Below are 20,815 nucleotides of genomic sequence, written 5' to 3' on the forward strand. Positions count from 1 at the left end.
GAATCAGTGCAGGGGTTTCACGCAAAGGCAATGACCAGCGGACCCAACAAAGTCAGGAACACATTGGCCAACGCATAAGTGATTGCAAACGGGGTGGTGGGGATTGAATTGCCGGCCTTGTCCAGAACCTCGCCAAACGCGGGGTTGGCACTGCGTGCGCCCGACAGCGATCCCGCGAATACGGCCACGTTGTCGTAGCGCAGCACATACTTGCCGAACAAAATGGCAATCAGCAGCGGAATGATGGTGACCAGAACGCCCAGCATGAACAACGTCAAGCCCTGCTCCATGACCGTGCTGACCGCCTGCTGGCCGGACTGCAGGCCCACCATGGCCACAAAACCGGCCAGCCCCAGATCGCGCAGCAATGTTGAGGCGCTTGTCGGCATATTGCCCATGGTGTGCTTGCGGCTTCGCCACCAGCCAAACAGCAGGCCCGAGAGCAAGGCTCCACCACCGCTGCCCAAGGTGATGGGAATAGCGCCTATGCGCAGCACCAGCAGGCCGATCAGCAGGCCGACGACAATGCCGAAGCCGTGGAACACCCAGTCGGTCTTGTCGCTGGGAACAATGATGGGACCGGCGGCCTGGGCTGCCTTCTGAACGTCCTGAGGCGTGCCGAACAAGGTGACCACATCGCCGGGCATCACCATGGTCTGCGCAGTGATGGGAACCGGCGATCCCGCGCGTATCAAGCCCTCGGCATATACGCCGTGCTTGAGATCCTGAGACAGGCTGTCCAGAATGTCCTTGACGCTGCGGTTCAGATACTGGGAATTGGAAATGGCCACATCGCGGCGCACCATCACCACATCCATGCCCTGGGCACCGGGCAGCTCATCGCCTACCGACTTGCCCAGAGACACCACGGCGGAGCGGCGTCCGACCAGCAAAATAATGTCGCCAGCCTCAAGTACCAGGCTGGAGTCCACGCCGACCAGGGCATTCTTTCGCTGAATGCGCTCCACTGTCACCCTGCCCTGAGTCCCCTCTGCTTCGAGATCGGCCACGGTTTTGCCTGATTGAGCGACGCGGAAAATACGCCCCACCAGATCGGGTGCCGCTGGCGATTCACCCACGCCATAAACTCGAACGCCCTTGAGCTGCTCCTGCTCGGCTTGAACCGCGTCATCCCGGATATTGCGTCCGGTAATCCATGGCAGGACATTGACGCACATGATGATGGCGCCGAAAGAGCCAAATATATAGGTGACCGCATAGCCGATGGCGACATTAGCCTGCATGCGCTGCACCTCTTCACCCGAGAGCCCGAGTTTCTCAATGGCAGAGCCAGCCGTCCCAATGATTGCCGACTGCGTCAATCCGCCGGCTGCAAGGCCTGCAGCCAGGCCTTTGTCCAGCCCGAATATCCGAGCAATCACCACCACCGTGATCAAGCCGGACAAGGCCACCACGACGGCCATCATGATTTCCTTGACCGAATGACGCCCCAAAGAATTGAAGAACTGGGGGCCGCTTTCAAAGCCTACGGCGTATATGAACAAGGCAAAAAGCACAGCCTTGATGCCTGAATCGATCTGTATACCGATCTGACTGATCAACACGGCCGCCAATAGCGAACCAGCCACACCACCCAGCTGGAATGATCCGAAGCGGAACTTACCGACCCAGTACCCCAGAGCCAGAGACGCGAAAAGTGCGGCCTCCGGTGATTGGTGAAAGATGCTTTTGAGTAATTCCACGGCCACCTCTACTTCCGGATAAAAGGATCAAGCAACGGAAAGCCCGTCCAGGCACCCAAAAAGCAGAGGGCCTGGAAATGCTTGAACTCAGGAGAAAGCGGTTTGCTACTAGGCAGCGTGGATCGAGATCGCCTATCTCAAAACTGATGCCACGTCCATTAGCTGGGTAGGTTCTTGTCTTCTTCTATTTCCATCCACTATTAAAGACAAAAGCGTGCCGAAATGTAGGACGTTGCCGATTATTCTTTTCAAAATACTCATGGCTCTTCAGTTACGGCTTGGCATTGACCGCCAATATTGACAAGCCACCGGCATCAACCGGCGGTCAAGCCTTTGGCGCCGAGACTGAGCTGGATCGCAGCCTGGGCGCCGGATAACGGTTAGCGCAAGGTTCGTCGGTTTATGGAGCGCCGGGTTGCCGCCAGATTGCTTCGACGCGTCAGGGGTTGGGCCACATTGGGATCCGTTGCATTGGCTGCTGCCGCCAGTCTTTGTTGTGCCTCCAGCAGGCTCTTGAGATCGGCTGCACGCTCCTGCGCCAATGCTGCCGTGTTCTGGGCGGTCTGTAACTGGGCATGCAGATTCAGGATCTCCTGCTCGGATTGTTCAAAGCGAGTCTGCAACTCCTGATAGCGGGACTCTGCCTTGCGTTCCTGCTCCTGCAGGCTTTTTCGCGCTGCAGTGAGTTCCTGCCGCGCACGATCGACCTCGTTGAGCATATGGCGTTCGTTGCCCGCGTACTGCTCGGCCATGCGCTGGCGCTCGGCGGCGGCCGACTGAATTTCCTCGCTGTGCTTTTGCTGCTGCAACTCACGTTGGCGTACGGCCTTGCTCAGCTCATCACGTAGTTCTTCCAGGCGCTGATCACGTTCCTGTAGCGTCTGCTGCATTTCGTCAAGACGCCGAGCCAAGTCTTGGGCGTGATTTTGAGCTGCCTGCAGGGCTTGATTCAGCGCATCTTTTTGCGCTTCCATAGTGGCCTGGCGCTGCGCGAGTTGCTCCTGTTGAGCCACAAATGCCTGCTCTGCAGCTTTCAAAGCCTGTTCGCGAAGATCCAAAGCCTTGCTGGCTGCGGCTTTCGCCTCTTCCTGCGCCGTATTCCAGAGCTCTTCGGCCAGACGCTGCACAGGGTCCGGCACCGATTGCAACACGGACGGGTCCTGCTCTCCAGCCACGCCCAGACGACGGCCCAGCGTTGCAAACCAGGTCTCCAGCATGGGGCTGACCGTATTGGGAGAGCCTCGCCCTATCTGCTGACGCACCCGCTCTATGGTCGGACGCAGCCCCTGGGCAATCAAAGCATCCGCCGCAGCCCAGACATCGGACTCCTGAACACCTCTGGACGTAGTTTTGCTTGTATTCATATCCATGCTTCAAATAACTAACGATAAGTGATTGTTATCGTGATCTATATTTAATATACGTAATACACAATACATCTTATGTATTAAATATTACGTATGAAATTTTCATACAGATGACAACGTACATTAACCCGTTTTCACCCCCTTTTATTCGGATGAAGTCCGTTCTGAGTTCGAGCGAGAGCAATTTCGCTGGTTTGCGTACTGGCGGTTCTGCCAAGCCTGTGATCAGGCTGGCATGAAGGCATGCTGTGCCTGATAGCTGTCATTGATGTACGCGATGCCTGCCATCAGCTCGCAGGCCCTCACACAGAGTTGCGCCCGCCTGACAGGGCGTGAATAAGGACGCGTGAGCAAGGACAGCAGGGTCTGCGGTGCTGCGCCTGCTTTTGCCGGCACATCGATTTCAGCTGGCATGCAAAGTCAGGGGGGAAAATAGCGCCATGGATTCAAGAAAGCCCTCGCCCTTCCCTGCTCCTGTGACTTTTGATGCCTACCGCCTGCAGACACAGGATGTGCCGGAGTCTGCTCTTGCACCCAAAGCGCATGAAGCCATCAAGGAGCTCATGCAGGAGGGAGAGTCCAGCAATACGCGCAGCAGTTATCAAAGCGCCATGCGTTATTGGGCGGCCTGGCATCTGCTGCGCCTTGGTCAGCCCATGCAACTGCCGTTGCAGGTTTCCACGGTGCTGCAATTCATCATCGACCATGCCCAGAGGCAGACCTCTGGGGGCTTGCTCCATGAAATGCCACCCGAAATCGATGAAGCCCTGGTTGCAGCCGGCTACAAGGGTAAAAAAGGGGCTCCTTCACACAGCACGCTGGTGCATCGCATGGCCGTGATGTCCAAGGCGCATCAGGTGCATGCCCTGCCCAATCCCTGTCAGGACGGGGCAGTGAAGGAGCTGATGTCGCGCACGCGCAAGGCCTATGCAAGGCGCGGCGAGTTGCCACAGAAGAAAGAGGCGCTGACGCGCGATGTGCTGGAGGAGTTGCTGGCAAGCTGCGACGACAGCTTGCGCGGCCTGCGCGACCGGGCGCTGCTACTGTTTGCCTGGGCCAGTGGCGGGCGTCGCCGTTCCGAAGTGGCTGGCGCCGATATGCGTTTCCTGCGCACTGTGGCTAATGGGGAATTCATCTACACCCTGAGCCATAGCAAGACCAACCAGAGCGGCACCGATGCCCCCGAAAATCACAAGCCCGTTACCGGCCGTGCAGCCATTGCCTTGAGAGCATGGCTGGATGCTGCACGGATCACAGAAGGTCCTATCTTCAGGCGAATCCGCAAAGGAGGCCATGTGGCAGAGCCACTGACTCCCGCTGCGGTGCGCAACATCGTTAAAGAACGCTGTGCGCTGGCTGGTGTGGAAGGAGACTTTTCGGCACACTCGCTACGCTCTGGATTTGTGACCGAGGCCGGCAGGCGCAATCTGCCACTGGCTGACACCATGGCATTGACCGGGCACCATAGCGTGAACACCGTACTCGGCTACTTCCGGGCCGACTCGGCACTCAACAATCAGGCCGCGCGCATGCTGGACGGGGACTGATCAAGCCCCATCAGCTGCAGCGCAGTCTGATGAATGGCGGATTGCGGATCGGCCAGTTGCAGTGGCAAATCAAAGTGGTTGGTAGCCGGTGCCTCCACCCATTGCCCCGGCAGACAACGCGCCTGCCAGGCAGCCAGATATTCGCGCGACTGGCGCTTGAATTCATGGCTTTCAAACTCGCCGCAGCTCACGCGCAACTGGCACTGACCATGCGTACTCGCATCGGGCAGCAGAAAGCGCGGGCTGTTGCGTATGGCTGCAGCATCGTCCAGCTGCATCCAGTCGTTGATATGGGTTGTCAGCAGCGGCTGCAGGTCAAACAGGCCGCTCAAGGTCAAGACCGATCGAGGCACTGCCTGCACTGGCAGGTCATAGTCTTGCTGCCACCCCCTAGCCAGCAGCATGGCTGCCAAATGTCCACCGGCCGAGCTGCCGCAGACACAGATATTGCAGGCATCACCACCGTAGATGGCGATATTGCGCACCACCCAGGCATAGGCCTGGCGCATCTGCTCGACGATATGGTCAAGCGTGACGGCCGGTGCCAGATCGTAGTCAGGCACCACGACGATGGCACCTTGCTGCGTCAGTGCAGGTGCCATGAAAGCCGAATCATCCTTGCTCAAGGCCTTCCAGTAGCCGCCATGGATGAAGATGAAAACAGGCGCAGCCTGTGCTTTCGCTGTCCGCGTTGCGGGCAGATAGATATCCAGAACATCCGTAGCCCTGGGGCTGTAGCGCTGGTTGCGAACTGCGCCAGACAATGCAAATGCGGCCTGGCTTTCCTGCGTGTAGCGCGTCATATACGCCAGCGGATCCTGCACGCTGGCGCGGGCGTTGTATTGGCGGTCGTAGTAAGCGGTCGTGAGAGCGGTCGAGATGGGAGGCATTTTTCTGCGCGGCTTTGGGGTTCGAGCGGCGATCACTCGCAGCGCGCAGCATAAGCCACGTTGATAGCTCTCTAGAGCCCCGAAAGCGTCAACTGCACGAGACGGCATCCTCCAATTAGACCTATGCGCCTGTCACTTGGACACATTAAATTACATTCATGCAACTGGAATCAGAGCGTTGGAGCAGGCGTTGAGAAAAGCAAAAGCGGGGGCTGGCTGTGCAGCCATGATGTGGGGGCTCTGCGCCCAGGCCGGCGGCCTTGATAGAACGGGCCAGGATCTCGGACCTCTATTTGAGAACGGCCGCTATCTTTCCGTAGAGACCTATACGGTTCGGCCCCGGATCCAGGGCCTGGATGCCCTGGGCAAGTCTACCGGACAGGTGGCTGACGATTACACCCAATGGGGCTTTGCATACAAGCAGGATGTGAATCCACGCACCTCGTTGCTGCTGATGTTGAGCAAGCCTTTTGGCCTTGACATCGCTTACAGCCCGCTGCAATCGCCTCTTTTTGGCGGCACGCAGACCCGCGTGAGCAGCCATGAGCTCATGGGAGCGCTACGTTACCGCTGGGATGAGCACTGGGCCGTGCATGGCGGTCTGCGCCTGCAACGCACCGAAGGACATGTCGCCCTGGGGGGCATGGTATTTGGAGCGCTCAATGGGTACCGGGTGGATTTCAGACCCAGTACCGAGCCAGGCTACTTGCTGGGCATGAGCTATGAGCGCCCGGATATGGCTTTGCGCGTCGCTGCAACCTATTACTCGGCGATCACGCACAAGATCGCGACCCGTGAAAACCTATGGCCGGGCGAAACGAGGACGGCATCGACTGCCCCGCAAAGCTTGAACGTGGATATTCAGGCAGGTATCACGCCCGGCACCCTGCTCTTTGGACAGGTTCGCTGGACCAACTGGTCGCAATTCAGGCTGTATCCGCAGACCCTGGCGGCGGTACTACCTGGCCGCAGCCTGGCGGACATGGAGGACACCACCACCTACACGCTGGGTCTTGGGCAGAAGCTGGCGGCGAACTGGTCCGGCTTTGTCGCCGTGGCTTATGACAAGCGCAGCGACAAGGCTGCATTGTCGCCATTGCGCCCCACCGATGGCCGTCTCGGCTACACGGTGGGGGTGAGCTATCAGCAAGGACAGTTCAAGCTCACGCCCTGGCTGAGCTACCAGCGTCTGGGTTCGGTAAATATCTCCAGCGGCGGCACGACCCTGGCGGCATTTGATGCCGAGTCCGCCACGGCTTTCGGGATCAGGCTCGGCTATCAGTTCTGAGAACAATCGCAGCTATTACGCTGCTGCAATCTGGCTGCCGGTGCCAGAAGCACTCAGCCCAGCGCCGCAATCACGTCGGCCGGAGCCTGCACCAGCTCGATCAGCACGCCCTCGCCCGCAATCGGAAACTCGTCATTGCTCTTGGGGTGCAGAAAAGTGATGTCATAGCCTGCCGCTCCCTTGCGGATACCGCCGGGAGCAAATCGCACGCCATTGGCGGTCAGCCATTCCACGGCCTTGGGCAAGTCGTCGATCCACAGGCCGATGTGGTTCAGCGGCGTGGCGTGCACGGCGGGCTTTTTCTCGATGTCCATGGGCTGCATGATGTCCACTTCCACCTTCATCGCGCCCCGCCCCATGGCCAGGATGTCCTCGTCCACGTTCTCGCGCTCGCTCTGGAAGGTGCCGGTCTGCTCCAGACCCAGCATGTCCACCCACAGCTTTTTCATGCGCTGTTTGTCGGTGCCACCGATGGCGACTTGCTGAATGCCCAGAACCTTGAAAGGACGATTGCTCATGAATGACTCCTTGATTGATAGCTTAAGGCGCAATACTGGTAAGCGCCAGAGCCGGTTTTTATTGAAATATCAGACCTCGCCCAGCAACCAGCTGCTGGCCATGGCAAAGTATTCGCGCAGCCAGGAATTGAAACGCGTGGTCAAAGGGGTCGGAGCTGCCACGGGATAGACCTGAGGCAGATCCTGCCGCTTTGCAATGTTCATGGCACGCATCAGGTGAAAGTCGCTGCTGACCATGGCCATGGGTGCATCCGCGGCCACGCCGCGCTCGGCCAGCAAGGGCCGGCTGAGTTTGAGGTTCAGCTCGGTACTGGTACTGAGCTTTTCCAGCACCAGCCGCTGCGCAGCAATACCGTGACGCTGCTGCAGATAGCGAGCCATGACCTCGGCCTCAGACTCTTTTTCACCCCAATCGACACCGCCGCAGACAGCGACCAAGGCCTGGGGCTGCAGCTTGGCCAGTTCTGCTGCCGTATCCAGTCGCGCAGCCAGAACCGGCCTGGGGTGACCATCGAGCGTGCCGCTGCCCAGCACCACAATGGATTGCACGGGCGGCACTTGCTGCGGCGCAAGGCCCAGACCGAAAAGGTGGCTCCAGAACCAGAAAAGGCTGATCAGCCACAGCGCCAGGCCGGCCCAGGCAAGTGACCAGAGCCTTGCATGCAGGGCCCTGGCTGCACGCCAGTGCTGCACGGCCTGCCATTTCCAGCTCAGCCCCAAGGCCGCAGCGCCCAAGCCGGCGGGCAACACCACGCCGACATTGAAATGCCCCATGCCCATCAGTACCAGAGCATCGACAAGCAGCAGCGTCCCCAACAGAGCCAGCAGCGTACGCGTCAATCTGCCAGGGCGGGAAATCGTTGTATCTGCTTTCAATGTCATAGCTACTAGCTGAATCTGGATAAAGGATAGAGCCGATCTTATTGAAAATTGGAAAGCCCGCAGAGCCAAAGCCGTGCGGGCTTTTGCTTCGGGGCCTTATGCTCAGACCATATCGGCTCTGAACAGTGGCCCCGAAAAGCTCTCATCACTCGAATTCCAGAATGATGTCGTCCACCGCCAGCGAGTCGCCCTTGGCGGCGCTGATCTTGCTGACCACACCATCCTGCGCTGCGAACAAGATGTTCTCCATCTTCATGGCTTCGATGACGGCCAGCTTCTCCCCGGCCTGCACCTTCTGGCCGGGCTGCACTGCCACATCGACCAACAGGCCGGGCATGGGCGAGAGCAGGAATTTGGACAGGTCGGGCGGGGCCTTGTAAGGCATGAGCTTGTGCATCTCTGCGCCCTTGGGAGAGAGCACCAGCACATCGGCTTGCGTGCCGTTGTGGATGACGCGCAGTGCCAGCGGGTTCTTGCCGTTGCCGCGTTCGATCTGGCAGGTGAAAGCGTTGCCGTTGCACACGCCACGCACCACCAGGTCGCGAATATCGGCATTGCTGCGGAACTCGTAGGCCTTCTCGCCGATCACGACCTTGCAGACGCGCGCCTGGGCATCGAAGTCGGTCACTTCGCCAGTCACATACTGATTCTTGCCTTCAGCCCCCAGAACCACGGCAGTGTACTTCTCGCCCACCTGCACCTGGTGGCCCTGCATCTGGCCGGTGATGGTCGATGCACGCGCACGGTAGCGGCGATTGCGGAACAGGGCCAAAGCCACCAGGAAATCGGGATCATCGTGGGGCACGTCCTCGGCATGGAAGCCGTCGGCATAGTGCTGGGCGATGAAGCCGGTGTTGAACTTGCCCGAGACAAAGTCCGGGTGTGCCAGCAGAGCTGCCTGGAACGGGATGTTGGAGCTGATGCCGCGGATGGCAAAGCCGTTGAGCGCTTCGCGGGCCTTGACGATGGCGTCGTTGCGATCCTTGCCGTGCACGATGAGCTTGGCGATCATCGAGTCGTAGTACATGGGGATCTCGCCGCCGTCGTAGACGCCGGTATCCACACGCACGCCGTTCAGGTGCTCGGTATCGGACTGCCACATGGTCTGCTCGGGAGGTGCAAAGCGAACCAGGCGGCCGGTCGAAGGCAGGAAGTTGCGGAACGGGTCTTCGGCGTTGATACGGCACTCGATGGCCCAACCGTCGCGTTTCACATCGGCCTGTGCAAAGGACAGTTTTTCGCCGGCGGCCACACGAATCATCTGCTCGACCAGATCGAGTCCGGTGATGCATTCGGTCACCGGGTGCTCGACCTGCAGACGGGTGTTCATCTCCAGGAAGTAGAAGTCCTGGTCCTTGCCGACCACAAACTCCACGGTACCGGCGCTCTGGTACTTGACGGCCTTGGCCAGGGCCACGGCCTGCTCGCCCATGGCCTTGCGGGTGGCATCGCTGATGAAGGGCGAAGGCGCTTCCTCGATCACCTTCTGGTGACGGCGCTGTATCGAGCACTCGCGCTCGTTCAGGTAAACCACATTGCCGTGGCTGTCGCCCAGAATCTGGATTTCGATGTGGCGGGGCTCCTGCACGAACTTCTCGATGAAGATGCGGTCATCGCCAAAGCTGTTGCGCGCTTCGTTCTGGCACGAGGCAAAACCTTCAAAGGCTTCCTTGTCGTTGAAGGCCACGCGCAAACCCTTGCCGCCGCCACCGGCCGAGGCCTTGATCATCACCGGGTAGCCAATGCCCTTGGCGATTTCCACGGCCTGCTCGGGGCCGGCGATGGCATCGTTGTAGCCGGGGATGGTGTTGACCTGGGCTTCGCCAGCCAGCTTCTTGGACGCGATCTTGTCGCCCATGGCTGCGATGGAATGCGACTTGGGGCCGATGAAGGCAATGCCCTCTTCTTCGCAGCGCCTGGCAAAGCCCTCGTTCTCCGAGAGAAAGCCGTAGCCGGGGTGCACCGCCTGTGCGCCGGTCTGCTTGCAGGCTTCAATGATTTTCTCGCCCAGCAGATAGGACTCACGGCTGGGTGCGGGGCCCAGGCGCACGGCCTCGTCGGCCAGCTTGACATGGCGCGCGTCCTTGTCGGCGTCGGAATAGACCGCCACGGTCTGGATGCCCATCTTGCGGGCGGTGGCGATGACTCGGCAGGCGATCTCGCCGCGGTTGGCAATCAGAATCTTGGTAAACATGGATATATCTCCTGGTTCTTCTTGTTCTTACAGGGGGATGTTCCCGTGCTTGCGCCAGGGGTTGTCCAGCTGCTTGTTCTTGAGCATCTCCAGCGAGCGGCAGATGCGCTTGCGCGTTTCGTGCGGCTGGATCACATCGTCGATAAAGCCACGGGCGCCAGCCACAAAGGGGTTGGCAAAGCGTTCCTTGTACTCCGCTTCGCGTGCAGCCAGCTTGACGGGATCGTTCTTGTCCTCACGGAAGATGATCTCCACCGCGCCCTTGGCGCCCATCACGGCAATTTCGGCGTGGGGCCAGGCCAGGTTTACGTCACCACGCAAATGCTTGGAGGCCATCACGTCGTACGCACCGCCATAGGCCTTGCGCGTGATGACGGTGATCTTCGGCACCGTGGCTTCGGCATATGCGTACAGCAGCTTGGCGCCGTGCTTGATGATGCCGCCATACTCCTGGGAAGTGCCGGGCATGAAACCGGGCACGTCCACAAAGGTGACCACGGGGATGTTGAAGGCATCGCAAAAGCGCACGAAGCGCGCCGCCTTGATGGAGGACTTGATGTCCAGGCAGCCGGCCAGCACCAGGGGCTGATTGGCCACGACGCCCACGGTCTGACCGGCCATGCGGGCAAAACCGATGATGATGTTCTTGGCGTACTCGGGCTGCAGCTCGAAGAAATCGCCATCGTCCACGGTCTTGAGAATCAGCTCCTTCATGTCGTAGGGCTTGTTGGCGTTTTCAGGCACCAGCGTATCCAGCGACATGTCGGCGCGGCCCACGGGGTCTGTGGTTTCGCGCACGGGAGCCTTTTCCTTGTTGTTCAAGGGCAGGTAGTTATAGAGGCGACGCAGCATCATCAGTGCTTCCACGTCGTTGTCGAAAGCCATGTCCGCCACGCCGCTCTTGGTGGTGTGGGTGATGGCCCCGCCCAGCTCTTCGGCCGTGACTTCCTCGTGGGTCACAGTCTTCACGACTTCGGGCCCGGTCACGAACATATAAGAACTGTCCTTGACCATGAAGATGAAGTCGGTCATGGCCGGCGAGTACACCGCGCCGCCGGCACTGGGGCCCATGATCATGGAGATCTGGGGCACCACGCCCGAGGCCAGCACATTCTTCTGGAACACATCGGCATAGCCGCCCAGAGAGGCAACGCCTTCCTGGATACGTGCACCACCCGAATCGTTGAGGCCGATGACGGGAGCGCCGACCTTCATGGCCTGGTCCATCACCTTGCAGATCTTCTCGGCATGGGTTTCGGACAGTGCGCCGCCGAACACCGTGAAGTCCTGGCTGAACACAAAGACCAGACGGCCGTTGATCATGCCGTAGCCGGTGACCACGCCGTCGCCGGGGATCTTGGTGTTTTCCATGCCGAAGTCCGTGCAGCGGTGCTCCACGAACATGTCCCATTCTTCAAAAGTGCCGTCGTCCAGCAGCAGCTCGATACGCTCGCGTGCGGTCAGTTTGCCTTTCTTGTGCTGCGCATCGATGCGCTTTTGTCCCCCACCCAACCGAGCGAGTTCTCGCTTGGCTTCCAGCTGCTTCAGGATATCGTCTTGCATGCTTGTCCTCTAACGTGATTTGGGTTGCTTGTCTCGCAATGGTGATGCTGCGATGCTATGGTAATAAGAGCTACTAGCGCCTACTGCATTTGGGCTAGAAGCAGATTTCTTGCTGCCGTACTGGCGGCGATGCGACCCGAGGCCACATCGTCCTGAAGGACGGGGAGCAGGGCCTTGACCTGCGGGTGCTGGCGAAACGCCTGCTTGAGGCCGAAGTCGATGCGCTCCCACATCCAGGCCAGGGCCTGCTTCTCGCGGCGCAGGGCCAGGCGGCCGTTGGCGGTCTGCAGCTCCCTGAAGCTGCTGACTGCAGCCCAGAAGCCCTCCACCCCCTGCCCCAGCAAGGCACTGATCTGCAGCACACGCGGCTGCCACAGCGCGCCGGTGTTGGCGTGATCGGGGTTGCCGTGCATGCCCAGCAGGCGCAGGCTCGATGTGATCTGGGCCTGTGCACGCGTGGCGGCATGGGGGTCGATGTCGGCCTTGTTGATGACCACCAGGTCGGCCAGCTCCATCACGCCCTTCTTGATGGCCTGCAGATCGTCGCCCGCATTGGGCAGCTGAAGCACGCAGAACATGTCCGTCATGCCGTGTACGGCGATCTCGCTCTGGCCAACGCCCACGGTCTCGACGATGACCACGTCGTAACCGGCGGCTTCGCAGACCAGCATGGCCTCGCGCGTCTTTTCGGCCACGCCGCCCAGCGTGCCGCTGCTGGGGCTGGGGCGGATATAGGCCTCCAGCCGCATGGACAGTTGCTCCATGCGGGTCTTGTCGCCGAGGATGGAGCCGCCCGAGACGGTGCTGGACGGATCGATCGCCAGCACGGCCACACGCAGACCCTTCTCTATCAGGTACAGGCCCAGAGCTTCGATGAAGGTGGATTTGCCAACGCCCGGCACGCCGCTGATGCCAAGGCGAAACGCCTTGCCCGTGTGCGGCAGCAGAGCGGTGAGCAGGCCGTCGGCCTGTTCACGATGGTCGGCCCGGGAGGATTCAAGCAAGGTAATGGCCTTGGCCATGGCCCGGCGCTGCACGGCAGGGTTGCCGCGCAGGATGCCGTCTTGCATTTGCTCAGGTGTCACGTCGCGATCGCCTTTGCTATCGATGCTTGCCGGCCGATCAGAGGCCGTTGGCCTTCTTGATCTGCTCCAGCACATCCTTGGCGCTGGCAGGAATGGGGGTGCCGGGGCCGTATACGCCCTTGACGCCCGCGTTGTAGAGGAAATCATAGTCCTGAGCGGGGATCACTCCGCCTACGAAGACGATGATGTCGTCCGCGCCCTGCTTCTTGAGCTCCTCAATGATGGCCGGCACCAGGGTCTTGTGACCGGCTGCCAGAGTGGAGACCCCCACAGCGTGCACATCGTTCTCGATGGCCTGGCGAGCGCATTCTTCGGGTGTCTGGAACAGCGGCCCCATGTCCACATCGAAACCCAGGTCCGCAAAGGCGGTTGCGACCACCTTGGCGCCGCGGTCGTGGCCGTCCTGACCCAGCTTGGCGATCATCACGCGGGGGCGGCGGCCCATGGCCTGCGAAGCGGTGTTGATCTCTTCCTTGAGCTTGTCCCAGCCTTCGGCCGAGTCATAAGCGGCAGCGTACACACCGGTCACCTTCTGGGTATCGGCGCGATGGCGCCCAAACGCCTTTTCCATCGCGTCGGAAACTTCACCTACCGTGGCACGCAGGCGCACGGCCTTGATGGACAGGTCCAGCAGGTTGCCCTCGCCAGATTCTGCAGCAGCAGTGATGGCAGCCAGCGCTGCTTCGACCTGGGCTGCATCGCGCTTCGCCTTGATATTCTTGAGGCGCGCGATCTGGCTGTCACGCACCTTGACATTGTCCACTTCCAGAATGTCGACCGGGTCTTCCTTGGCCAGCTTGTACTTGTTGACGCCGACGATGACTTCCTTGCCCGAGTCGATACGCGCCTGCTTCTCGGCGGCGGCGGCTTCGATCTTGAGCTTGGCCCAGCCGCTGTCCACGGCCGCAGTCATGCCGCCCATGGCATCGACTTCCTCGATGATGGCCCAGGCCTTGTCGGCCATTTCCTGGGTCAGCTTTTCCATCATGTAGGAACCAGCCCAGGGGTCGATCACGTTGGTGATATGGGTCTCTTCCTGAATGATCAGCTGTGTGTTGCGGGCAATGCGGGCCGAGAATTCCGTGGGCAGTGCAATGGCCTCGTCCAGCGCATTGGTGTGCAGGGACTGGGTGCCGCCAAACACGGCTGCCATGGCTTCGATGGTGGTGCGAACCACGTTGTTGTAGGGGTCCTGCTCGGTCAGCGACCAGCCCGACGTCTGGCTGTGCGTGCGCAGCATCAGGCTCTTGGGGTTCTTGGCGTCAAATCCCTTCATGATGCGGCACCACAGCAGGCGCGCGGCACGCATCTTGGCCACTTCCAGGTAGAAATTCATGCCCACGGCCCAGAAGAAGGACAGACGGCCCGCGAAAGCATCCACGTCCATGCCCTTGGCAATGGCTGTCTTCACATATTCCTTGCCGTCGGCCAGCGTGAAAGCCATTTCCAGCGCCTGGTTGGCGCCGGCTTCCTGCATGTGGTAGCCCGAGATCGAGATCGAGTTGAACTTTGGCATGTTCTGGCTCGTGTACTCGATGATGTCGCCAATGATCTTCATTGACGGCTTGGGCGGATAGATATAGGTGTTGCGCACCATGAACTCTTTCAGAATGTCGTTCTGAATCGTTCCGGCGAGCTGGTCCTGCGAGACGCCCTGCTCTTCTGCGGCCACCACATAGCCAGCCAACACGGGCAACACGGCACCGTTCATGGTCATGGAAACGGACACCTTATCCAGGGGTATCTCGTTGAAGAGGATCTTCATGTCCTCGACGGAATCAATCGCCACACCGGCCTTGCCCACATCTCCCGTCACACGCGGATGGTCGGAGTCGTAGCCACGGTGCGTAGCCAGGTCAAAAGCAACAGAAACGCCTTGGCCGCCGGCAGCCAGCGCCTTGCGATAGAAGGCGTTGGACTCTTCGGCGGTGGAGAAACCTGCGTACTGGCGAATGGTCCATGGCCGGCCTGCATACATGGTGGCCTGGGGGCCGCGGATATAAGGGGCGAATCCAGGCAGCGTGTTGGTGAATGGCAGATCTTGCGTGTCTTCGGCCGTATACAGTGGCTTGACCGTGATGCCGTCCGGCGTGACCCAGTTCAGGTTGTTGATGTCACCACCGGGGGCCGCCTTGTTGGCGGCCTTGTTCCAGGCTTGCAGATCAGCGGGTGCAAATTCTTGTGGGTCCTGTGCCGGATTCTCTTGGCTCATGTTGTCTCTCGTATGCGGTGCGCGCAGTGAAGTTTGGAATTGCGGTGAACTACCTAGATGCGACTAGTGTACATGATTCATAATTATGAATTCAAAATACTTGCAGCATATAATCTCGCGTAATGACAAGCAAAACACTTACTCCTCTTGCGCTATATGAGCAGGTCGCCGAGCAGTTGCGTCAACGCATCTTCCGGCGAGAGCTTGAGCCCGGAGCCTGGATCGACGAACTCAAGATTGCCGAGGAATACGGCATCAGCCGCACGCCCCTGCGCGAGGCACTGAAGGTGCTGGCCGCCGAAGGCCTGGTGACCATGAAGCTGCGCCGGGGCGCCTACGTGACAGAGGTCTCACGCAAGGACATCTCCGACGTCTATCGCTTGCTGAGTCTGCTGGAGGCAGATGCTGCGGCCGAGGTTGCCGGCAAAGCCACGGACGAGCAACTGCAGCGTCTGCAGCAGACCCACGAGGAGCTGAAGCGGCACACAGCCGACGCCGAGCGTTTTTTTGCACTCAACGAGAGCTTTCACATGCAGATTCTCGATATTGCCGATAACCGCTGGCGTAACCAGTTAGTGGCCGATTTGCGCAAGGTCATGAAGCTCAACCGTCACAAATCGCTGTTCAAGCAAGGCCGTATTGAAGACTCCCTGGCAGAGCACGAAGCCATCATGCAAGCACTGCTGAAGCGAGATCCGAAAATTGCCATGAGCGCAGTGCAGCAGCATTTCGCAAATGGACTCGAAGCTGCGATCTAAAAGATCGACGTTCGATCCGTTCCAGTGTTTATCCTACATATTTGAAATATTGGCCTACCCACTTCATGAGAAGCTTGCCAGGTAACTGAATGTGCTTTCAGTGTTACAGGATCATGATTCATGCTGGCGCAATTTTTCTGGAGCCCGTCTGCCGACGCTCACGTGCTCAAGGGTGAATATGACCCCTTCCTCGTGACCTTATCGCTGGCAGTTTGCTGGATTGCCTCTGGCCAAGCTTTGCGCCATGCAGCTTTTGCCAGATTGGCCACATCAAGGCAGTTGCGCAACTGGTCCATTGTGAGCGGCTCGCTGTCACTGGGCATAGGCATCTGGGCCATGCATTTCATCGGCATGCTCGCCTATTCGATGCATGCTGCAGTTCAGTATGATTTGCCAGTTACCGTCTTCTCCATCATCCCAGGCATCGCAGCATCAGCAGTGGCCCTTGCCTTGCTGGCTCACAATGAACTCAACATCAGGCAATTGGCTTTAGGTGGCTTGGCGGTTGGTATCGGCATTGCTGCCATGCATTACAGCGGCATGGCAGCAATGCGCATGCCTGCCACGCACCAGTATTCACCACTCTGGTTTGCCATTTCTCTCATTGTTGGCGTAGCGCTGGCCACCTTGGCCCTCTGGATTCGTTTTGGGCTGGCACGCTTCAACCTCAAACAAGATCATTGGCGCAAAACACTGGCGGCCATAATCATGGGCGCTGCGATATCGGGCATGCATTACACAGCCATGCTGGCGCTGCGAGTCACGGCCGAGCATGAAACGCACGATGCGGCATCATCGAACGATCGTTTGATTCTGGCGCTGACCATTGCCGTGATTACTCTGCTATTTGGCGGACTGATTGCACAGGCCAATGCCTTGATTCAGTACCGCAGTCGCTGGCTGAAAGTGGATATGAATGAAGCCCGACTGCAAGCTTTGGTGAATATGGCAGCAGATGGAATTATCTGCATCGATAATCGGGGATGCGTCACCGATTACAACCCGGCAGCTGAGGTCATATTCGGCTGGAGCCCAGATGAAGTACTGGGCCAGAACGTGAAAATGCTCATGCCCGCTGCACTGTTCAACCAGCATGATCACTATCTGGAACAGCATGAAGCCGGCCAGCGAAACAACGCGCCACCTCTGAAGAACAAGATTTCAGAGGTGCTTGGTCAGCACAAGGACGGTACGCTGATTCCCATGCGCCTGGCCTTGAGCCAGGCCGAGGCACGGGGTCAGCGCATGTATGTAGGCCTTCTGACCGATCTATCGGACCGCAAGCGCACCGAGCGGCAACTGCATATAGCTGCCACGGTATTCAATCATTCCTTCGAAGGCATGGTGGTACTTGATGCGAACCGAAAAATTGTAGACATCAACCCGGCCTTTGCACGTATCAGCGGCTTGAACCGCCAAGCGGCGAAGAACAAGGAGTTTTCCAGTCTCTTCATCCATGGCGATGACAATACGGCTGTTCAATGGTCGCAGATCTGGACGGAAATCGGTAAAAAAGGACACTGGCAAGGCCTGCGCGTCATGCACCATGACGGGAACCGCCATCAGATTTCCCTGACGGCAGTGCGCGACGAGCAACAGCGCCTGCACCATTACATCGCCGTCTGCTATCAAAGCATCGATATCCCGCTCGGAGCCACAATCTGAGTCCTATACCGGCCTGAATGTCTCTGGCGCTATCATTCACGTAGCGGGAAATTGCCCGCTTCCTGAAGGCAAGCGCATGAATCAAGCAAGTGAAACCGATGTACTGGATCTCCAAGCAGAGAAACAGCATTTGACTATCGAGCAAGTGCAAACCTTGCCAGAGCTTTTGGCCATGCGCGTTCGCTGCACGCCATCGGCCGAGGCTTACCGGGAGTTCGATGAAGGCACAAATGCTTGGAAAAGCCTGAGTTGGGCCGAAACAGCCGAACGTGTCGCTCTGTGGAGCCGCGCCTTGTGCGCCTCGAATCTTCCTGTCGGTGCAAGGGTTGCAATCTTGCTGCCCAATGGCTTTGATGCAATGACCATCGACCAGGCCTGTCTGCGCTGTGGTTACGTGCCAGTTCCTCTGCATGCCATCGACAATGCCGGAAGCATTGCTTACATCCTGGCCGATTCGGGGGCTTCCTTGCTGGTCGTGGCTGACACAAAGGCCTGGCAGAAAATTTGTGCAACAGGTCAGGACCTGCCTGAACTCCAGGCCGTCATTCACGCACAGCAAGGCCGTCCGAACGATTCATCGAACGCTTATGTCGTGCCTATCGAACAAGCAGAGCAGGACTCAGTCAAGGCCTTGCAGCGTAAACCGGTCATTGTTTTGTCTGCCTGGCTTCAGGCTGGTCAGCGGCATACCTCTGCCCTCCCCCTGCCACCAAAGAAAACGGAGCTGGCAGGCATTGTCTACACCTCCGGAACGACGGGAAAGCCCAAGGGCGTCATGCTCACCCACGACAACGTAGTCAGTGATTTACACGCGGTGATGCAGCGTGTGAAGGCCTTCCCCGAGGACGTCTTTCTCTCGTTTCTGCCGCTATCACACACTTTCGAGCGAACTGCGGGCTACTACCTGGCCGTTGCTACCGGTTCCTGCGTCGCCTACGCGCGCTCTGTTGCACAACTTGCGCAGGATATGAAGCAGGTCAGGCCGACCGTACTGATCTCGGTGCCTCGCATCTATGAACGTGTTTATGCCAAGATTCAAGAGTCACTTGCTTCCAGCCCTCTCAAGCACAAGCTGTTCGACGAGGCAGTCAACAAAGGCTGGAAGAGCTTCTGCGCTCATCAAGGCATGCCCTTAGGCGAGCAACTGAACGCAAAAGCCAGCTGGGCTTCCGTTTTGCCCGGCTGGCTTTTGCGCAAACTTGTCGCTCAGCCCCTTCTGGCACAGTTTGGAGGCCGGCTTCGTGTGGCTGTGAGTGGCGGAGCCCCACTGTCTCCGACAATTGCGCGCACTTTTCTGGGCCTGGGCCTGCCAATGGTGCAAGGCTATGGCATGACCGAAACCGCTCCTGTGGTCAGCGCCAACGGACTCGACGATAACTGGCCCGATACCGTTGGCCGCGTACTTCCAGGAATTGAGGTTCGAATTGGCGAGGACCAGGAGTTGCAGGTGTCTGGCCCGGTAGTGATGCGCGGTTATTGGAATCGTCCGGAAGACACTGTCAAAGCCTTTACTGCCGACGGCTGGCTGAGAACCGGTGATCAGGCTTCAATCGAAGATGGCCGCATCCGAATCAAAGGTCGCATCAAGGAAATCATTGTGACATCGACGGGCGAGAAAGTGCCTCCCAATGATGTGGAACAGGCCATCCTCGTCGATCCCCTGTTTGAGCAAGTGTTTGTGGTTGGCGAGGATCGTCCCTTCATTGCCTGTATTGCGGTTGTTAGTCAGATGGAATGGGAAATGCTCGCCAGGAGTGTTGGCCTGAACCCAAAAGACGGATCCAGTCTGCACCATGCAGCAGCAGAGAGAGAAGCACTTACCCGAATCGAAAAGCAGACACACAGCTTCGCGCGTTATGCAGTGCCCAGAGCCATCCACTTGGTCAGGGATAGCTGGAACATTGACAACGGCCTGATGACCCCTACTCTCAAGCTCAAGCGAAAGAACTTGATGGCCCACTACAAAGACGCTATCGAGCAGATGTACGGCAAGCCCATTGACAGCTGGAAGACCAAGGATCGGTAATTGATCCATACAGGGTTTAAGGAACCCTTTAAAACTCCATGTAAGTTACATTAAAATAATTTAAAATTCTCAAACCGATGGTTGAACCTGCCCTAGTCAAACTTCTTTTCCTTCTTGCGCCCCTGTACAGTCTTCGCCGCACTAGCCCCCTGCCTTCACCTTCACCACCGACCATCGCCTGGCAGTCATCAAGCAAAAGATGGACGACCACGCATTCCTGATCGAGCTGCCGGCAGACCCCTACGCCTAGCCCACCGACATGACGGAACGCTGGGTCATCAGCGCCGACTACACGGAACTGCAGGCCGTTGAAGTACAGGAGGAACCAGCATGATCCCCGCACTCAGCATTCGCCAACCCTGGACCTAGCTGATCGTCAACGGCCGCAAGGACATAGAAAACCGCGACTGGCCCACCAACTTTCACGGCCGCCAGCTCATCCACGCGGGCCTGACCATGACCCGCACCTACTACGACCAGGTCGTGCAGGAGCCGGACGGCATGGGCCTGCTACCCGCAGACCTGCCCGCCTACGACGATCTGCAGCGCGGCGGCTTTGTGGGCTGGACACATGTGACCGACTGCGTGCAGGAGCACCACTCGAGTGGAAGCAGGAAGGCAGCTGGGGCTTTGTGCTGCGCAACAGCAGCGCCATCGAGTTCAAGCCCTGGAAGGGCAAGCTCAACTTCTTCAACGTCCCCAAGGAGCTGCTCTCAGCCCCAGAGCGTCCGACTGCTCATGAGAATAAAGAGAGGGCCGCACCATGAACACCCACTTCGCACTGCTCGCCATCTAAGGCGACGTGAACATCCCTCTGGAAAAGTGCTGCATGGAATTCTTCGGCCTAAGCCCCAAACGCGCCGCCGAAGCCGCGAACAAGCAGGCATTGCCCGTGCCTGCTTATCGCCTGGGGTCCAACAAGAGCCAGTGGTTTATGGATGCGGGCAAGCTGGCTGCGTATATCGATCAGAAGAAGGTTCAGGCGGAGCAGGAGTGGAGAGCTGTGAGTTGCTGACTCAGAAGTCTCGCATTCTTGACCGGTTGCAGACATCGCGGGTTGATCCATGCAATCAGGCAAGCGACTTGCCAACGTTGCCCGCCGCCGACGGGAAATGAA

At 58.8% G+C, this 20,815-nt stretch carries 15 protein-coding genes; 6 read left to right on the top strand and 9 right to left on the bottom strand.

Annotation, left to right across the window (positions count from 1 at the left end; translation table 11 throughout):
• Positions 1-17: 17 nt before the first annotated feature.
• Positions 18-1,703: an aspartate-alanine antiporter gene (gene aspT / locus DFO48_RS04030; protein ID WP_199406944.1), complete on the bottom strand. Its 1,686-nt coding sequence runs from the start codon at positions 1,701-1,703 to the stop codon at positions 18-20.
• A gap of 380 nt (positions 1,704-2,083) precedes the next feature.
• On the bottom strand, positions 2,084-3,067 hold the full coding sequence (locus tag DFO48_RS04035; RefSeq protein ID WP_114862590.1) for a DNA-binding protein: 984 nt from the start codon (positions 3,065-3,067) through the stop codon (positions 2,084-2,086).
• A 443-nt stretch (positions 3,068-3,510) separates the two neighbouring features.
• On the opposite strand from DFO48_RS04035, the gene DFO48_RS04045 reads away from it, so the two are divergent.
• Positions 3,511-4,617, top strand: a complete 1,107-nt coding sequence (locus DFO48_RS04045) for a site-specific integrase (RefSeq protein WP_114862592.1) — start codon at positions 3,511-3,513, stop codon at positions 4,615-4,617.
• On the opposite strand, the gene DFO48_RS04050 is transcribed toward DFO48_RS04045, so the two are convergent.
• Positions 4,587-5,507, bottom strand: coding sequence for an alpha/beta hydrolase (locus DFO48_RS04050; protein ID WP_114862593.1), 921 nt, complete (start codon positions 5,505-5,507; stop codon positions 4,587-4,589). The genes DFO48_RS04045 and DFO48_RS04050 overlap by 31 nt on opposite strands.
• 190 nt (positions 5,508-5,697) lie before the next feature.
• On the opposite strand from DFO48_RS04050, the gene DFO48_RS04055 reads away from it, so the two are divergent.
• Positions 5,698-6,795 (top strand): OmpP1/FadL family transporter, encoded by a 1,098-nt coding sequence (locus DFO48_RS04055; protein WP_233506309.1) that lies wholly within the window; start codon positions 5,698-5,700, stop codon positions 6,793-6,795.
• A 53-nt stretch (positions 6,796-6,848) separates the two neighbouring features.
• On the opposite strand, the gene DFO48_RS04060 is transcribed toward DFO48_RS04055, so the two are convergent.
• From DFO48_RS04060 to scpA, 6 genes are all read right to left on the bottom strand, one after another.
• Positions 6,849-7,313, bottom strand: coding sequence for a VOC family protein (locus DFO48_RS04060; RefSeq protein WP_003054918.1), 465 nt, complete (start codon positions 7,311-7,313; stop codon positions 6,849-6,851).
• A gap of 69 nt (positions 7,314-7,382) precedes the next feature.
• Positions 7,383-8,195, bottom strand: coding sequence for a YdcF family protein (locus tag DFO48_RS04065; RefSeq protein ID WP_034348465.1), 813 nt, complete (start codon positions 8,193-8,195; stop codon positions 7,383-7,385).
• Between the two features lie 145 nt (positions 8,196-8,340).
• A complete protein-coding gene (locus DFO48_RS04070; protein WP_114862595.1) occupies positions 8,341-10,389 on the bottom strand; it encodes an acetyl/propionyl/methylcrotonyl-CoA carboxylase subunit alpha in 2,049 nt (682 codons plus the stop codon).
• Positions 10,390-10,416: 27 nt separating this feature from the next.
• A complete protein-coding gene (locus DFO48_RS04075) occupies positions 10,417-11,952 on the bottom strand; it encodes an acyl-CoA carboxylase subunit beta (RefSeq protein ID WP_003065036.1) in 1,536 nt (511 codons plus the stop codon).
• An 80-nt stretch (positions 11,953-12,032) separates the two neighbouring features.
• Positions 12,033-13,037 (bottom strand): methylmalonyl Co-A mutase-associated GTPase MeaB, encoded by a 1,005-nt coding sequence (gene meaB, locus DFO48_RS04080; RefSeq protein ID WP_199406945.1) that lies wholly within the window; start codon positions 13,035-13,037, stop codon positions 12,033-12,035.
• A gap of 37 nt (positions 13,038-13,074) precedes the next feature.
• Entirely contained in the window at positions 13,075-15,249 is a 2,175-nt protein-coding gene (gene scpA, locus DFO48_RS04085) for a methylmalonyl-CoA mutase (RefSeq protein WP_003075075.1), read from the bottom strand.
• 122 nt (positions 15,250-15,371) lie between these two features.
• On the opposite strand from scpA, the gene DFO48_RS04090 reads away from it, so the two are divergent.
• The 4 genes from DFO48_RS04090 to DFO48_RS04105 all read left to right on the top strand — a co-directional run bounded on the left by DFO48_RS04090 (position 15,372) and on the right by DFO48_RS04105 (position 20,713).
• Positions 15,372-16,007, top strand: coding sequence for a GntR family transcriptional regulator (locus DFO48_RS04090; protein WP_003075074.1), 636 nt, complete (start codon positions 15,372-15,374; stop codon positions 16,005-16,007).
• A 120-nt stretch (positions 16,008-16,127) separates the two neighbouring features.
• Complete coding sequence (locus DFO48_RS04095; protein ID WP_003075073.1) at positions 16,128-17,672, top strand: MHYT domain-containing protein; 1,545 nt, start codon at positions 16,128-16,130, stop codon at positions 17,670-17,672.
• A gap of 76 nt (positions 17,673-17,748) precedes the next feature.
• Entirely contained in the window at positions 17,749-19,698 is a 1,950-nt protein-coding gene (locus DFO48_RS04100) for a long-chain fatty acid--CoA ligase (RefSeq protein ID WP_114862597.1), read from the top strand.
• Between the two features lie 802 nt (positions 19,699-20,500).
• Positions 20,501-20,713, top strand: coding sequence for a pyocin activator PrtN family protein (locus tag DFO48_RS04105; protein ID WP_255413068.1), 213 nt, complete (start codon positions 20,501-20,503; stop codon positions 20,711-20,713).
• Positions 20,714-20,815 lie beyond the last annotated feature (102 nt).

The organism is Comamonas sp. AG1104, from assembly GCF_003350425.1.
GTDB classification, from domain to species: Bacteria; Pseudomonadota; Gammaproteobacteria; order Burkholderiales; family Burkholderiaceae_C; genus Comamonas; species Comamonas testosteroni.

Bases quoted from the DNA above. Each gene is read 5' to 3' on its own strand.
- DFO48_RS04095 (WP_003075073.1), top strand. From the start codon at position 16,128: ATGCTGGCGCAATTTTTCTGGAGCCCGTCTGCCGACGCTCACGTGCTC.
- scpA (WP_003075075.1), bottom strand. From the start codon at position 15,249: ATGAGCCAAGAGAATCCGGCACAGGACCCACAAGAATTTGCACCCGCT.
- DFO48_RS04070 (WP_114862595.1), bottom strand. From the start codon at position 10,389: ATGTTTACCAAGATTCTGATTGCCAACCGCGGCGAGATCGCCTGCCGA.
- DFO48_RS04065 (WP_034348465.1), bottom strand. From the start codon at position 8,195: ATGACATTGAAAGCAGATACAACGATTTCCCGCCCTGGCAGATTGACG.
- DFO48_RS04060 (WP_003054918.1), bottom strand. From the start codon at position 7,313: ATGAGCAATCGTCCTTTCAAGGTTCTGGGCATTCAGCAAGTCGCCATC.
- DFO48_RS04035 (WP_114862590.1), bottom strand. From the start codon at position 3,067: ATGAATACAAGCAAAACTACGTCCAGAGGTGTTCAGGAGTCCGATGTC.
- DFO48_RS04075 (WP_003065036.1), bottom strand. From the start codon at position 11,952: ATGCAAGACGATATCCTGAAGCAGCTGGAAGCCAAGCGAGAACTCGCT.
- DFO48_RS04045 (WP_114862592.1), top strand. From the start codon at position 3,511: ATGGATTCAAGAAAGCCCTCGCCCTTCCCTGCTCCTGTGACTTTTGAT.
- DFO48_RS04050 (WP_114862593.1), bottom strand. From the start codon at position 5,507: ATGCCTCCCATCTCGACCGCTCTCACGACCGCTTACTACGACCGCCAA.
- DFO48_RS04090 (WP_003075074.1), top strand. From the start codon at position 15,372: ATGACAAGCAAAACACTTACTCCTCTTGCGCTATATGAGCAGGTCGCC.
- DFO48_RS04100 (WP_114862597.1), top strand. From the start codon at position 17,749: ATGAATCAAGCAAGTGAAACCGATGTACTGGATCTCCAAGCAGAGAAA.